Annotated in this window: 21 protein-coding genes; all 21 read right to left on the bottom strand. The window is 35.1% G+C overall.

Going from position 1 to position 15,512, the window contains the following annotated elements; genetic code table 11:
• Positions 1-264: 264 nt before the first annotated feature.
• Positions 265-2,118, bottom strand: coding sequence for a hypothetical protein (locus tag IJE64_RS10235; protein WP_292785499.1), 1,854 nt, complete (start codon positions 2,116-2,118; stop codon positions 265-267).
• 150 nt (positions 2,119-2,268) lie between these two features.
• On the bottom strand, positions 2,269-2,904 hold the full coding sequence (locus IJE64_RS10230) for an HPP family protein (RefSeq protein WP_292785497.1): 636 nt from the start codon (positions 2,902-2,904) through the stop codon (positions 2,269-2,271).
• A gap of 15 nt (positions 2,905-2,919) precedes the next feature.
• Positions 2,920-3,747: a 4Fe-4S binding protein gene (locus IJE64_RS10225; protein ID WP_342765004.1), complete on the bottom strand. Its 828-nt coding sequence runs from the start codon at positions 3,745-3,747 to the stop codon at positions 2,920-2,922.
• Between the two features lie 41 nt (positions 3,748-3,788).
• Positions 3,789-4,721 carry a carbohydrate kinase family protein gene (locus tag IJE64_RS10220; RefSeq protein ID WP_292785493.1) on the bottom strand — a complete coding sequence of 311 codons (933 nt, stop codon included), beginning with the start codon at positions 4,719-4,721 and terminating at the stop codon, positions 3,789-3,791.
• Positions 4,722-4,730: 9 nt separating this feature from the next.
• Entirely contained in the window at positions 4,731-5,621 is an 891-nt protein-coding gene (locus IJE64_RS10215) for a formylmethanofuran--tetrahydromethanopterin N-formyltransferase (RefSeq protein ID WP_292785491.1), read from the bottom strand.
• 18 nt (positions 5,622-5,639) lie between these two features.
• Complete coding sequence (locus tag IJE64_RS10210; protein ID WP_292785489.1) at positions 5,640-6,686, bottom strand: hypothetical protein; 1,047 nt, start codon at positions 6,684-6,686, stop codon at positions 5,640-5,642.
• A 4-nt stretch (positions 6,687-6,690) separates the two neighbouring features.
• Positions 6,691-8,058 (bottom strand): 4Fe-4S binding protein, encoded by a 1,368-nt coding sequence (locus tag IJE64_RS10205; RefSeq protein WP_342765003.1) that lies wholly within the window; start codon positions 8,056-8,058, stop codon positions 6,691-6,693.
• Positions 8,055-9,083, bottom strand: a complete 1,029-nt coding sequence (locus IJE64_RS10200; RefSeq protein ID WP_292785485.1) for a 4Fe-4S binding protein — start codon at positions 9,081-9,083, stop codon at positions 8,055-8,057. The genes IJE64_RS10205 and IJE64_RS10200 overlap by 4 nt, the downstream gene beginning before the upstream one ends.
• Complete coding sequence (locus IJE64_RS10195) at positions 9,084-10,208, bottom strand: nickel-dependent hydrogenase large subunit (RefSeq protein WP_292785483.1); 1,125 nt, start codon at positions 10,206-10,208, stop codon at positions 9,084-9,086.
• Positions 10,205-10,654, bottom strand: coding sequence for an NADH-quinone oxidoreductase subunit B family protein (locus IJE64_RS10190; protein WP_292785481.1), 450 nt, complete (start codon positions 10,652-10,654; stop codon positions 10,205-10,207). The genes IJE64_RS10195 and IJE64_RS10190 overlap by 4 nt, the downstream gene beginning before the upstream one ends.
• A gap of 40 nt (positions 10,655-10,694) precedes the next feature.
• Positions 10,695-11,087 (bottom strand): DUF1959 family protein, encoded by a 393-nt coding sequence (locus IJE64_RS10185; protein WP_292785479.1) that lies wholly within the window; start codon positions 11,085-11,087, stop codon positions 10,695-10,697.
• Between the two features lie 5 nt (positions 11,088-11,092).
• Entirely contained in the window at positions 11,093-11,401 is a 309-nt protein-coding gene (locus IJE64_RS10180; RefSeq protein ID WP_292785477.1) for an energy-converting hydrogenase subunit EhaL family protein, read from the bottom strand.
• Positions 11,402-11,409: 8 nt separating this feature from the next.
• Positions 11,410-11,664, bottom strand: coding sequence for a hypothetical protein (locus IJE64_RS10175; protein ID WP_292785475.1), 255 nt, complete (start codon positions 11,662-11,664; stop codon positions 11,410-11,412).
• Positions 11,661-12,533: a respiratory chain complex I subunit 1 family protein gene (locus tag IJE64_RS10170; RefSeq protein ID WP_292785473.1), complete on the bottom strand. Its 873-nt coding sequence runs from the start codon at positions 12,531-12,533 to the stop codon at positions 11,661-11,663. The genes IJE64_RS10175 and IJE64_RS10170 overlap by 4 nt, the downstream gene beginning before the upstream one ends.
• 9 nt (positions 12,534-12,542) lie before the next feature.
• Positions 12,543-12,758 (bottom strand): DUF788 domain-containing protein, encoded by a 216-nt coding sequence (locus IJE64_RS10165; RefSeq protein ID WP_292785471.1) that lies wholly within the window; start codon positions 12,756-12,758, stop codon positions 12,543-12,545.
• A 9-nt stretch (positions 12,759-12,767) separates the two neighbouring features.
• Positions 12,768-13,439: a hypothetical protein gene (locus IJE64_RS10160; protein WP_292785469.1), complete on the bottom strand. Its 672-nt coding sequence runs from the start codon at positions 13,437-13,439 to the stop codon at positions 12,768-12,770.
• Positions 13,440-13,448: 9 nt separating this feature from the next.
• Complete coding sequence (locus tag IJE64_RS10155; RefSeq protein WP_292785466.1) at positions 13,449-14,144, bottom strand: EhaG family protein; 696 nt, start codon at positions 14,142-14,144, stop codon at positions 13,449-13,451.
• Positions 14,144-14,737 (bottom strand): EhaF family protein, encoded by a 594-nt coding sequence (locus tag IJE64_RS10150; protein ID WP_292785464.1) that lies wholly within the window; start codon positions 14,735-14,737, stop codon positions 14,144-14,146. Before IJE64_RS10150 ends, IJE64_RS10155 begins: the two co-directional genes overlap by 1 nt.
• The gene (locus IJE64_RS10145) at positions 14,734-14,994 is read right to left on the bottom strand and encodes a DUF2107 family protein (protein WP_292785462.1); all 261 of its coding nucleotides are present in this window, start codon (positions 14,992-14,994) and stop codon (positions 14,734-14,736) included. The genes IJE64_RS10150 and IJE64_RS10145 overlap by 4 nt, the downstream gene beginning before the upstream one ends.
• Positions 14,987-15,253 carry an EhaD family protein gene (locus IJE64_RS10140; RefSeq protein WP_292785460.1) on the bottom strand — a complete coding sequence of 89 codons (267 nt, stop codon included), beginning with the start codon at positions 15,251-15,253 and terminating at the stop codon, positions 14,987-14,989. Before IJE64_RS10140 ends, IJE64_RS10145 begins: the two co-directional genes overlap by 8 nt.
• A gap of 10 nt (positions 15,254-15,263) precedes the next feature.
• Positions 15,264-15,512: a DUF2109 domain-containing protein gene (locus IJE64_RS10135; RefSeq protein WP_292785458.1), complete on the bottom strand. Its 249-nt coding sequence runs from the start codon at positions 15,510-15,512 to the stop codon at positions 15,264-15,266.

The following is a 15,512-nucleotide window of genomic DNA, read 5'->3' as shown; positions in this document are numbered from 1 at the left end:
CAAACCCCGATGAACCAGCGGTTTAACAATTAATTAAAATCAATACTATTTTTAATTTATTGATTTGTTATTACTTGTTATGTATTAATTTAATTAACATACTATTTAAATCAAATCAGAGAGCGTTTGAAAAGTTTTTTTTCTTATTTCATTTGCACAATTCATCCATAACCTTAAGAGGTTATGGTATTCTTGTGTTTGTTAGATAAAGTTATAAAATACTTTCTTATTTCAAAATGCATTAAAAATGAAAAAATATATACATTAACCGATTGTTGCATGAATATTTTGCCTAACCCAATTAGTCCCCATGCTGTTATAAAAACAATTGACTTCATGTTCTGTCGAATTAGACAACGAATAATTTAGTCTGACAATTAGACTGTCGTCACGGCCTTCAATAAATCTAGTTTTCATATACGACACGGTTAGCCATTTTGTAGGAATATTGTAATAGCTACCGTAGGAGTTAGATACTAAAACCTGCTTGCCATCTTTACTAATATCTAAAATGGCCACATAATGCCTTTTAGTATGGAAAATTATAGCGCAACCACCTTTTTGAAGTTCTTTTAATGCATCATCAAAAGAATCCTTAAAGAAATAAGAACAATTGAAATTTTCCCCCAATCCTTGCATTATCCCATAACATGAAGTTCCTTCAACCTTTTTAGAACCTCCTTTGTAAGCTATGTATTTTTCGGGAATGAAATTTCTTAAAACCTGACTGCAAACGCTTGCTGAAGCTGGTCCGCAGGTATAACTGGTGTCTTGCACATCCCGAACTTCCGAATAGACATATGATTTGCCCTTAAGGGAAACCGTGATGTAACTTGGCCAATAATCATATTTGTTGGCCTTGACCAATTTAGCGTTTATAGCCCTTTCAATGACATTCCACTTTTCACGTTTGATGATATGATAAGTATTAGGATGTGATTTTGTTTTAAAGAAAGTGTATTTAGACAATTTGTTATTTAAAAACAGACAATAGCTGTCTCTTTGAATTGCTTCCCTATATTGTGCCTTTGTTAATGTATATGTTGCACTTTCATCACCCATAACATAATTTCCAGGCATCATGTCAACATCCGGAACGCCATTTCTTAAAGTAATATTCTCCTTTAATGGATCTTTAACGTTTCCTGTCACTCCTTGGACTTTTTTAGATGTCCAGTATTTGCCATACTTGACTACCACATTGTATGTTTTATTCCAGACATCAGGTTTTAAAACAATGATTCCTTCGGAATCGGTTTTTACGCTGAATTTTTTATTTGCAATCTTAATTGTGAGTGATTTATGAGATATTTCAGATGCCTTTAAATAAATTCTCAAATAACCGTTTGTGAGTAATCTGGTATTCCCTATGGTTATTGAAGTGTAACGAGTTACCCTCAAGTTGAATTTCTTTTGTGAAGGTTCATAATAACCGTCTCCATTAAATTTTATCTTCACGGAATAAGATGCGGGCACAAGTCCTATCTTAATCGCCGCACGGCCATATCTATTTGTAGTTTTGACATGTGTTTTTCCATTAATCTTTATGGAAACCTTCTTGGATGAAAGCAAATCATTGTTAGCACTTAAATCAACATACAGATATTGGCCTCTCAGTAAAAAATTAGCATGGGAAGTGAGTTGGGTATCCAACTTTGAAACCTCAACATTGAAACTTTTAGAGACATATCTATATTGTCCATCCCCTGCAAATGTAACTTTTAATCTGTAACTTTTTGCAGGAAGGCTAATATTCAAATATGCGATTCCTTTTGAATCAGTGAAAATGGAATATTTCTTATTGTTTAATGAAATGGTCAGGTTTTTAAATTTCAATGCATCTCCAGAAGAGTTTTTCAAATATATGCCCAGTGTGCCCTTAGTCTTAACATGATTAGTTTTTAAACTAATGACAGGTTTTGTTTTTTCAATGCTTGAATGTGAACGAACTTCAGAGATGTTGGTTAACCCGACATCATCTAGACTAATTGAATCAACAGTATCATTGCAGTCCATCTTATTTACAGAAGTGCAATTCAATTCGCCTGCTGAAACAAAAGATAATGAAAAGAATGCAAAAACAAATAAAATTATGAAAAAATTAATTTTTTTATGCATAGATTCACACCATATCTACTAATATGTTTAAACAATGTTAAAAAATTTTTGAAAAAAAATAGTAAAATAAGACTAAAAGTCTTATTTTTAATGTGTTAATGTGGAAAACAACAAGGGTCTGTTTAGAAATTATTAATCAGTGTTTTTTGTTTATTTTCTTGCTTTTCCTACACGACGGGCAATAACCATCTCACCAACTGAGATTAAACCTGCAAAGAATTTTTCCAATCCTCCGGTAGCCCAGATTGCTTCTCCGAATGTGGCATTGGTGATATTTGCCTCATATTCCTCCGGAGAAATTTTTACACCAGTAGTCTTTTTGGATACCAATGCGGATGCTGACATTAGCTCTTCCCAAGTTACACCTTTGAGTTGGTTTTGCATTGCCTTGTATAGCTTTTCCACTTTAATATCGTAAAGCTCAGACAATAATTCCACAATATCACATGCACGAACCATACCAATGACCTGATTGTCATCGTTTACAACAGGCACAGTTACGAATTTATTGTTTGCAGTTAGAATTACTGCCTTTCTTGCAGGATCATTTTCATGGACTGTTGCAATTTCTTCATAACCACTCATAATTTCAGAAATCTTTTCGTTCCCTTCCCTTAAACCTTTTGTTATGTCAAAAGAGGTTATCCATCCAACTAGTTGCTTGTTATCATTAACAACAGGACAGGTGAAACGTCTAATTTTTTCCATTACTTTTGAAACTTCAACTACAGTGTCTTCGCAATTTAAATATACGAACTCTTTATCCATTAATTCTTTTGCTCTCATAAACAAACCTCATTTTTATTCAATTTCCACTCTTTTTAATGCCCCTACAGGACAATGATTTGTACATTCAACACACCTGATACATTTATCATCGTCAAGGCTAACTTCACCATCCACTAATTCAATTGCCCCTGTCGGACAATTTTCTTCACATAAATAACAATTAACGCATGCATCATGATTTATATCGAGATTCCTGCTATGGACAACAGGCCCTATATACCTATCAAGCTCAATGGCATTGTCATTGAGTGAAATCTCAACACATGCACTGCAGCCGATGCACATCTTTTCATTAATATGCGGATATAACTCATCATCTATCAAATCTATGCCCAAATCAATATTTCTCTTCTCAAAGAAGTCTTTGAATTCAAGAGTAAATGCATTCGTTGGACATAAATCCGCACAATCAGCCCAATTATTGTCATCAGAATAATCGATTGAAATGCTGTTCATACGAACAACCCTATGAGAACAGCTAACATTACCCAAGTTATATTCAATAATGTCCTCTTCATTGCCATCATCATAAACAACTGAATTATCAATTAATTTGATTGCAGAAACCGGACAAGTCTGTACGCAAATTTCACATTTGACACACTTATCGGTTATTTGAGCTATTCTAAAAATATTAGCTGGTTCGATTGCATTTACTGGGCATTCACCAACACATGTATTACATCTTACACACCTAGGTGCAATAGCTATGATTTCCTCGGAAGTGCTAAAATTGTCTAATTCAAATTGGAAATCATCGCTGTCATCATCTAATTCAACAGATTTCAATAAAACTTCGCGTTCCAGGTTTTTCATCTGTTTTATAAAAGATACATTCATAATATTACCAACTAACTAATCATTTAAATAAACTTAATTTCTTAAAAGAATTCCTCCAGTTCATTAAGTGAAGGGAATTTCTCCATGCCAAATCCTGCAATAGCTTTACTGGCCACCCAATTACCTATCCTACAAGATTTCTCAAGATTATGTCCTTTCAAAAAGGAATATAAAAATCCGCTATTGAAACTATCTCCAGCACCGGTAGTGTCAACAACGTCACATTCAAATGCTTCAACTTGACATTCTTCGGCATTATTGATTGCAAAAACACCTTTTGAACCTTGTTTTACAACAATAGTTCCAATACCCAAGTCCAAGAAACTAATGGCCAATTCTTTTATTGGGGAATTGCTATTATTACATAATAATCTTAATTCTGATTCATTAATGAGCAAGATATCTGTCCTATCTAAAATCGGCTTTAACTCATCGAATCCCTTTTGGACATACAACATTCCAGGATCAAAACTTAATAATGTATCTCTACTAAGCTTTTCCAATAGTTCAATTTGGGTTTTAAATGAATCTCCGACGAATGAAGTGTAATGCATTATCTTACATCTCATGATGTTTAATGGATTGATTTCGCCTATTTGAATGTCATCGTTAACGCCCGGGGATATATAAAGGCATCTCTCGCCATCCTTATCTACGAATCCAAGGCATTTCCCAGTTGAACCGTTTTCCGAATAGATTAAGTTATTAGTGTAAACGCCATTTATGGCCAAGTTATATTCAATCAGGTCTCCATCTTCGTCCTCGGCTATTTTTCCAATGATTGAGACATCACAACCCAATCTGGCCAATCCAACTATAGTATTTGCTGCAGACCCTCCCGGAGTGTCAGTTTCATTTTTTATAAAGCTTTCCTCATCTGCAGATACAATATTTTCAACGGAGAAAAGCTTATCAACATTCAAAGCCCCAAATCCGATTATTTCTGCATTCAAATCATTGTCCAAAATTTCCATATTAAAACCTTACTTTAAAATATCTAACAAATTAATGTTCTTATCTCCAAGCTTTCCATCAAAGTTGCCTGCAGATATTCCAATGACTCCTTCAAATTCCAAGGCAGCATCTATACCTGTTTTTATAGCTTCATTCATAGCTTTCTCATCAATTGCATTAATAACAACTTCAGGAATATAATTAACGCCTTCCGGAACTTTGGATTCATCTCCCAAAGTTTCCTTTAAAGAAGGGCAATAAAAGTGATTTGTGGTCGGTCCGATTTCAGGGAAATTGGTTTCTGGTTTTGAAGCTGCAGAACATATGTCAAATGGAGCGGTTGCGCCTTCAACATCCATAATTGCATTGATTACTGCATCCCCTGCATCAATCACCGCTTCAGGAGTTTCACATAAATACCAGAAGTTGCCTCCCATAATTCCATCATTTATTTTGAATTTCTCTTCGATTTGGAAATCGGGAACTGCAATTGGAACATTGATCATGGTTCTTCCATACTCTTCAACAATCCACTCAAAACCATCCCCGCAATGGCCTACAATATCCATCATTTCGATATATTCATCACTATCCTCACTTGAATAATCAAAAATGCGTGTGAACGGTTTTACTAAAATATCCTGTCTAAGCCTGTAAGATAATTCAAATGCAAATTTCTCTACATCATCGCTACCTAACCAATATTGCACAACAGCACCCAATCTACCATCAGGAGTTTCTGATGCATCTAAAAATCCTTCAACACCACCTTCGACCCTTCCAATGACAGAACTTGGAGTTGAAGTGGAATCATATGCTGCTCTTTTAACAATAGCTTCGTTAGGCCCTGTTATTAAAGCTCTTACATATTTTCCTTCAAAAGCTTCGAAAAATGTATCTTCTACCTTACTATAACTCATTTTATTACCTTCTTAATTTTAACCTAATCCGCCAATATCCTGACCTCTGATATTAGTTCTCATGTCTTTGCTTATTTTTAATATTTCATCAAAGTTATCTTCATTTATTATTTGAATAATCGGATAATCGTCATCACTGAACACATTGAAAAACTTATTTTTTATTTCCAAATCAATATCGTATTCCTCAAATAACATTTCATAATCATCTGTTGCGTTATAATTATTAATGAAATCCAAAACCTTATTTTTATCATGTTCTGAATATATGTTAGCTATTACTGCAGTCGTAACGGCGCTTGGAGACACAATTGCAATTTCTGCAACTTTTAAAGGATATTCATTGCCATTGAATGATATGCTAATGCCACCATTATCCCTGACGAATGCCAATGGCTCAACATCAGTAATGCTGTCACCGATATAAAGCATGTTGTTGATATCAATATTGTCCCTTTCGATAATTCCGTCAATAGCCAACTTTTTGCCTTCACCTCCAACGACATTAACCTCCTTGATTTTTTCATAGATTTCCATTTTTGGAATCTCAGAAAAGAAAATTTCATCAAACAGTTCATAATCTGTTGGATTTTTTAGGATTGTCTTTTTGAACTCATTGATTTTTTTAAGTTCTTCGTCATTCAAAGTTAAGGCATCTACATCTACACCAGTGTAAAATGTATTTTCAAAAGGAAGTTCCATATAATTTGAAACAGCTTCAATATATTGGCCATAACTGGTGCTGACAATATAAGTATTCATAGCATTCTTCAAGTAACTTAATAGGAATTTTGAATCATTGACTGCATAAATATTATTTTTTGAAAAATCAACCAAATCCTTGTTTTTAAGGTTTTCACTGACAAAGAACGGCAAGATTAACTTTAATGTATTTCCCGCTTTGTAATTTTCTTTTTTAACAATATCTACCAAATAATCATCATACAAACTAAGAATCTTAAATAAATCATCCCCATTCTCTATGAAATGTGCAGATATCTCAAAAGCATTGTCATTTAAAGTCAAAGGACCTTCGCAATCAGTAATAAATGATTTTTCAAACATGATCTCACCTAAAATTAACAATCCTAATCACATCTAGAGGACAAATTGCCTCACAGGTTCTACAGTATATGCATTTTTCACTATCGAAGTTGATTTCATCACCTTCCAGTGTCAATGCACCAACAGGACAATTTTTAACACAAATGCTGCACGCTTGACACTTATCGTTTGAAAGTGAAAAATCACCTAATCTTTGGCCGTGCAGGTAAGATCTTGCATAATACAAATCAGTATCCTTGCTGTAGAAATAATCGTCATATGCGCCAATAGCACCAAATTGACATTGCCCAACACATTTTCCGCAGAATACGCAATTGTCATTGATTTTAATTGGGTTTGGACCATTGACCTCTATTGCATTTGTAGGACAAACATTGTAACAGTCCCCACATGCAATACATTTATTTCCGTAAACCTCGATATTCCTGTCCATCAAATAAGATCCGAAAAGTTTTGTGAACTTAGACACTTCAATGTGGGAATCCAAACTAATCTTCAGTTCTTTTTCCATAGCATCATTGACTTTATATTCCACAAAGTTCTCAAACTGCAAATCATTAAATTCCAAAGCGGCAGACCTTGCTACTTTTTCTAAAACCTTATTCAAACTAATTAAATTCAGGGACAGCTGTTTCATGTCATGGTCTATGATGGTTGAAACAATATCAAACGATTTAATTTCACTGTACATCTTATAAGCTTTTTTACGTGAAGAATACCTTATTGCCGTAGAGGGACATGAATGCATACATTCCTCACATCTTGCGCAATATCCCGGGTTAATATAAGGCAATTTATTTGTTCTTGCAACATTTATTGCACCCATAGATGGGCAGACTCTTGTGCATGTCATGCATCCAATACATTTTTTCTGATTAACAACAATGGCCTTACCACCTTTAACAGTCTTAGGAAGCAATTGGCCATATTTAATTGCATCAGTAGGACATACTCTGAAACAATATCCGCAGCGGACACATGTATCCTTATCAATTTCACTGTGAGGTTCCTGTTTTCCATCAGCTACAAGGTGAATAGACCCGTTTTTACAGGCTTGAACACAAGCACCACATGCTTTACATAATTTAGTGTTGATGTTTGGAACATTCTCCTTAATAGGAGAATCCATATGCACATCAAGAGAAATCGCATCATACGGACAGGCATTACGGCACAATACACAACCAAAACAGGTATTTTTTAATTTAATAAGACCATCATCCTTATCCATGTAAATCGCATCAATTGGACATGACTCAAGACAAGGTTTGTCGCTGCATTCTGCACATCTAGTCTGGTCAATCACATAATCAACGTCAACATATCTTAATGGCCTTGGTGTTTTTGTATAACTATCAATCATAACACTCACTCCATAAAAATGCCCTCATTTAAATTAGATGCCTTTACAGTTGCATGGATATTTTTACCATCAACAAGTGAAAATTTAGCTATGAAATATTTAATAACTGAAAATGGACATGTTTGATAACATATGCTGCAACGCAGACACCTATCTTTATCTCTCACTATCGTATCTTCTTTTTCATCGAAAGAAATGCATTTTGTAGGACAATCAGGAATACACAATTGACATTTCTTACATTCATCCTTATTCCAATCAATAACCCTGATTTTAAGCCTATTGACTGCATTAGTGATAATTTCTAAAGCGATTTCCTCATCAGGGATTATTTTCAATGCCTCATCCCATATTTCTGAAATAGGAACATCATATTGCAATAAACCGTCACTCTGCAATGACCTTAAATCTTCTTCCTTATCATTAATGTAATCTTCAAGATAATTTACGCATAATAGAATCAAATCCTTTTGCGCCTGCAAATTCTCAACAAATACTCCCTTCATTGCACCATTTACCGGACAAACATCCAAACATTCCCCGCAGGAGATGCACTTAAGCTGATCCACTTGGAGCTTGTCATTTACAATTTCAATTGCACCAACAGGACATTGTTTCATGCATTTTTTACATTTGATGCACAAATAATCATCAACAATGAACTGCCTTTTTGACGGTATGATATTAAATTCAGGTAAAATCAAATGATTTAAGCCACATTCCAATGTCTTAGGATCAGTCGGACATACCTCAGCACAAAAACCACAACGAATACATGCACCAGGATTGATCACCGGATATGTTAAACCTTCCCCTTCTTCGCTGTCTTCATCACGAACAATCTTTATTGCATTTGGAGACGGACATGAAACTGTACAAGCCCCGCATCCAATACAATATTCTTTGTTGACTTTAGGGAAATCCCTAAACCTTTCTGGCTTTTCCGCTATTTCAGATGAAGTGTGTGCATTAGTAAATGCATCTGCCCATGCCTTTCTTGCAAAGTCGTAAATATACCACATTAATGATGACATTTAGATTACCTCGTCAAAGCCTTTAATGGCAGTTTTTCCATATTCATTTGTAATAGCCACTCTTTCTGCACATGCAACGCATGGATCGCAAGATGCATAAGTCGATACCGCATCGGCAACAGTTGGAACATCTCGAATCATATATTTTGCACATGAATCCATATTCCCTATACTTGGAGTTCTAATTGAAATATGCTTAATTAAATTACCGTTGGTTTCAATCATGTAGGTTACTTCACCTCGAGGAGCCTCATTTCTACGCACGGCATAACCGGATTTTAAATTTGCAGGAGTACGTACTTCCCCTTTCGGGATATTTTCAATAGCTTGTCTAACTAAGCTGATTGATTCGGGGATTTCATCAAATCTGGTCATTGTCCTTGCATAATTATCTCCTTCATTTCTTCTAATAACCTTAAAATCAAAGTAATCATCATAAGTGTAATGTCCACACCTATAATCTTCTTTAACACCAGAAGCTCTTCCGATTGGACCTACAGCGCGTCCTTTAATAGCTTCTTTTTTACTCATCACACCAATTCCTTTACATCTTAAAGCAAGTGCAGGACCTTCGGCAAACAAAGCTCTAACCCTATCGAAACTTTCCTCAATTTTATCAAGGTTTTCCAAAATTGGTTTGAAATGACGTTCGTCGGCATCCATTCTAACGCCTCCAACAACATTCCATCCCATATTGACTCTATTTCCAGTTAATAGTTCAATTGAATCCATCGCATATTCCCTTAACTCTAAAACATGCATAAATAAAGTCTCATGATCCATTGATTTGAAAAATGTAGAATTTGCAAGAAAATGACTTTGGATTCTGTCCAATTCATTAGCAATTACCCTTAAAAATTGAGCCCTTACTGGCACATCTACATCGGAAATTTTTTCAATAGTCTCTGCAAATGTTTGAGTGTGCTCATATGAACAAATACCGCAGACACGTTCAGAAAGATAAATTCCTTTCTGCCAAGTCTGTCCTTCAATTATCTTTTCGATGCCTCTGTGAACATAACCGTATTCAATTTCTGCTTTAACAACCCTTTCTCCCTCAGTTTGAAGTTTGAGTCTAATAGGTTCCTTTAAAGCAGGGTGAATAGGACCAATAGGCACTATCATTTCATCTCCCTCCCCCTATCAGCAATAGCCTGTGGACCTACAGCCAAAATAGCTTCCAATATTTCACTAGGCCTTGGCGGACATCCAGGAATGGCCGCTGCAACCGGAATAAAATCGGATGCCGGAGCATGCACATGCCCACCTTCCTGTGCAAATACATCACCAGATTGCGGGCAGTTTCCTACCGCCACTGCTATTTTTGGTTCAGGAGCTTTGTCATAAACTCTTTTTAAATTATCGACCCATTGCTCGGTAACGGCACCGGTTAGCAACAGGACATCAGCTTCACGAGGATTATTGTGAACATAAATACCATACTGCTCCAAATCGTATCTAGGAGACAATAATGCAACGCATTCAACATCGCATCCATTGCACCCCCCACAATTTACAATGCAAACATGGATTGAGCTTTTTCTCACAACATCCCTAATAGCATTTAACATCGTACTCCCTCTTAATTTTTATAATTTTTTATAAACATGATTAATATTTAGTCTTCTCTTTTAATATGTCAAATAAATCCAATCTGCCTTCTTTTAGTGCATCTTCATAAGATTTACCGTCTTTAATTTCATTTAAAACTTTCATTTTTAAATCTTCAGCTTCTTTTTGAGATATTAACTCTAATGTACCACTAAACCAGCATAATCTCAAATCAGCATTTAATTTTTGATATAGACAAATATCTTCAGCCGATTCAAATGTCCCATGCAGATTTTCAAGAGAATCCATATCTAACAAATCAAAGAATAAATCTTCCAGCTCATCAACAGTACAATCGAATTCCTTGGAAAGTGGAACTATAATGTCTCTTTGCCAAGCATAACTTTTTATAATTCTTTTTTGCATCAATCTTAATTTAGCATCACTATCCATTCAAATCACATCATACTGTAAAATTTTAATATCAAATAAATCATTATCGCAATAATTAAACCTAATGCAGTTTCTCTCCTACCGTATCCCGGTCTTTCCCCCATTACAAAAGCACCTAAAGCAAAACCGATAGCAGATAAAATAACATTGCCAGAATTAAATGCTAAAACCCATCCGACAATAGCAATAATGGCTGCAACAATATTGAACTTGGTGTCTGCAACAAACGGTTCGCCATGTTGTTTGTAACTGTATACAAGACCAAGAATTGATCCCGCAGCAAATGCAAGTATATAAATCATATAATTTAACATAATATCTCCTACATCGGTTTATAAAGCAATACAAATGAACAAATTATTGCCATTAATGTTATAATAAAACATATCTTCTCAATACTTTCAATCTTGTGTGAAAAATTACCTTTAGCAAGTAGTGCAAAAATTGCTAAAATAACCCCAATAACAACAACTGGAGCGAGGATAGTTGAATGGAAAACTGTAGCCAAAAGGCCAACAACTATTATTCCAATAGCCACTAATGCAGTCAAATATACAATTACATCTTCACTATTCATGCTACCACTCCTGTAAATATCATCGCTATTGTTCCAAAGAAGCAAATTGCCCCTATTGTAATTTGAGTCATTACTGAATGATTCGGAGAGAATATTGGGGTTGTAGCATTAATAAATGCAGTGATGAATGTGATTGCAATCATTCCGATTAAATATCCGACGGCATTCAATGGACCGAAGAATATTGTTAAGAATACCCAAAGCATCACATACCATGCAATAGCTTCTGAAAAATGCATAAATCCTCTTAACAATCCAAAGTGCTCAGTTTCAAATCCGGAAATCAAAGCCTTATCTTTTGTAATTGCAAATGGGGAGTAAGGGGATTTAGTAATAATCAACATAAAGAACATTACGGCCGCAAGCGGAATTGTGAATATTAAAGGACCATGAGCGGACTGATAAGCAATAATTTCTCCTATGTTCATTGTTCCAGTAATCAAATAAACAAATACGATTGCCGCAAATAACGGAAGTTCAGTTGCCGCTGATAAAACAGCCCTTACACAGCTTAATTTACCATAAGGAGAACCAGAACTTGATCCTGAGTTATGCTCAACAATTTTATAAACCGCATAAACACCAAATAATATTAATAATGAATCTTTAGCCACAGGCCCGGCAATAACACCAACAACCCAAATCAAAGCCAATATAAATGTAATGCCAATGTAAAATACCTTTGAAACAGTTTTTGGAATTGCAGTTTCTTTAAAGAAAAATTTCAAAGAGTGAATCAAATTCTGAACTATAGGTGGCCCTGGACGTTTCTGAACACGAGCCATGATTTTTCTATGCAAACCTAGTAGCAAACTTCCAGCTAGAAATGCAATAATAACATTAATTAAAATATTTGCCATCAAATTCATAATACCACTCTAATACCCAGTAAATGGTTCTTTCACCCTCTCTTCTTCATCTTCAGGGGCCGGTTTAGCCATTGTCAATAAACCTAAAGACAATACCCATAAAGGAATACAAAATATAGCCACAGCATAAACAATCCATGCTTCAAGGTTTATAACTAAACAAGCAAGAATAGCTATTGTTGATAACACCAATAATATAATACATAAACTCTTTTGACTATCCATACTCACCACTTACCACAATACCAATAATAAAATTTCAACAGCTCTTACAATAATAAACAGGGAACTTAAATGAATAATTACAATATATGGAGATCCGGCAGTCCTAAACATTTCGGCCTTGCTTGCGAAAAATGGTGCCACTCCACTTTCACCTAAAATTCCAATCAACATCAATACAGCACCAAAGACTACCATCGGACTTGCAGACATTTGAGATAAAACAGCTAAGCTTAAGGTTCCAGTAGATGCAAGAATTATGGCTGCTCCACCAAATAGGGGCAAACTGCACATCATAGCAATCAAACCATAATTGAATGCGGAGTCCAGCACAGTAGTTTGCCTAACAGCAGATACAATTCCAATATTTAAAATACCTACTAAAGCCATAAACAAGGTAAAGTTAAATAAGTCCCCAGTAATCATGGCCCCTGCAGATGCGATACCGCAGATTACTGATAAAAATCTTCGTTGTTTTAACTCTTTTTGACCAACAGTAACTTCAGTATTTCCTAATTTATGTAATGTAGCCTCAATCTGTGTTTCAGGTTTACTTAATCCAATCAACAAAGTAAATCCAAGTAACACTGCAAAAAGGAACAAGTTAAATGGTGTAATGTATAAAACAATGTCTCCAAGTGGAATTGTTCCAAATAAATTTCCTCCAAGTGTAACAAAATCCATACTCATCACCTACTCCTTATCAATGTCCTCTCTCATAAGTAGTCCAATCAAACCTACTTTTGAAGCTACTTTTAATAATAATCCACATGCAGCCAAGAATAAACTTAATAACCAATATTGAGGTGTTACAAAGAACAGCAAGAAACCTATAATCCATAAACACCATGCTATTCCGGAAACTCCAGCAATGCCATCCAACATAAATACCGGAAGCCCTCTCGCCTTTTTAGATAAGGCATATAATACGATTCCCCCACCGGCTATTGCACCACCAGTGAATCCGGTTAAGAATATACCATATCCTATTAGCACCAATGCAATGAAATTTGGAGCAGTAGTTAAGATTTCCATATCCAATGCAAATGGTTGAGGGAATAATGAAGAAGATTCCGAAAGATTTCTTCTTGGATCCTGTTCAATAATGCGCATTTCTCTTGTAATCAAAATTTCAGAAATGGCTAACGTTTCTGCAAGCTCAACAACCAAACCAGGCAAAATCAATGCTTCAGCCAAATCTGTTCCGACGGCAGATACAACAAATATCATGGCAAGTCCAACCAAATCAGTTAAGATGAGAATATGGATTTCTTCTCTCTTCATTGCTATTGCCATAGTTGCAATAAATCCGACAATTAAACCTGCATAAATTGCAGGCAAATACATTGAAATAAATGCCTCAGGAACACCAGGAGGTATCACAACCATCAGTTATCCCTCCTCAATTGTTTTGACCTTGCTTTAGCATCATTTGCTTTAACTTCCCTAGCTACTTTTGTTGAATCAGAAATAGCTTTTTTAACATCGTCTTTTATCTCATTTTCATCATTTTTACGATTCATTGTATAATTGATGGACAACCATGAAGCGATAATGAATGCCATCATCAATATGCTGGATTCGAGAATTGTATCGAAACCTCTAGTATAATATAAAATCTCATCTATAAGTCCGCCGGGAGATGAGTAAATTGATGTGCCAAAGTAAGGTGAAATAGAAGACACCCATTGCGCGATTGGAGACATATATCCCGTAATCATGCCTAAACTCTCAGCATTATCAGGATATTGAGGATTAATATTTCCGGGTTCGGATAAAACTTCTCCACCCCTATCATAAGGAGCTATGGATAAACCTTCATCAATTTGCTCTTGAGGTGCTGGCCTAACATATAATTGATCTGGATTCAAGGACATAGGCACTATAAAACCTATAATTAATATTACACCTAAACAAAACGCAAACAGACGAGGCACATTTTTAGGGTTGGCCAATTTATTCCATAAAACACCAATCCTCATACATCTGCCCCCATTTCTTCTAAACGAATAATTGCTCTAAATAAGATTAAAGTAATGATTACAGTGGTTGCAAGTAAAGTCAATAAAGCCAAAACATGATTATAACATAACAATACCAAACAGACCCCAATTGATGCTACTTCAGTATTAAATGTTCTGACAATAGGGTCATTTACTCCAGGACCCCATGCAGTAGCTATACTTCCAACAATAGCTAGAAATATTCCAAAGTAAAAGAATAACGTGACGCTAACCATTGATTTCACCACTTTCTAGCTTCTTTTTTCTAATTTCATTAACTTTCACAATTGATAGAATGAATACTAATGTGGATAGTGGGCCTGCTAAAGCTGTAAACATGGCCACATCCAAATATTTAAATAAAACAACGACTAAAACGAATCCAGCATCAAGTATTGAAAACATTATAACCTTATCTAAAGGTTTTTTGAGAAATATAATACCAAATGCACCAATTACCATTAAAGCTATTGCAACTATAGATACAAATTCCATTTATAATACCTCACTCCAATAGTATCTCATCATCTAGTCGGTCTAATGTGTATGCAATTGCATTTGCACTAATTGTAGAACAGATAAAGAATGCTGCTGCAACAACAAGAGCAAATGGAGTATTAATTACTAAAGCTATAATGGCTGAAACTCCAAATCCAATAACATTTAAATACAATAATCTTTCAGCCTTATTTCGAGTTATTAAAGCTCTTAATGCAACAAAGATGACTATAACTCCGATTATTTCAACATACAT

It is taken from the genome of Methanobrevibacter sp., assembly GCF_017409525.1.
Taxonomy (GTDB): domain Archaea; phylum Methanobacteriota; class Methanobacteria; order Methanobacteriales; family Methanobacteriaceae; genus Methanocatella.
This window is presented reverse-complemented; position numbering and strand designations above follow the sequence as displayed.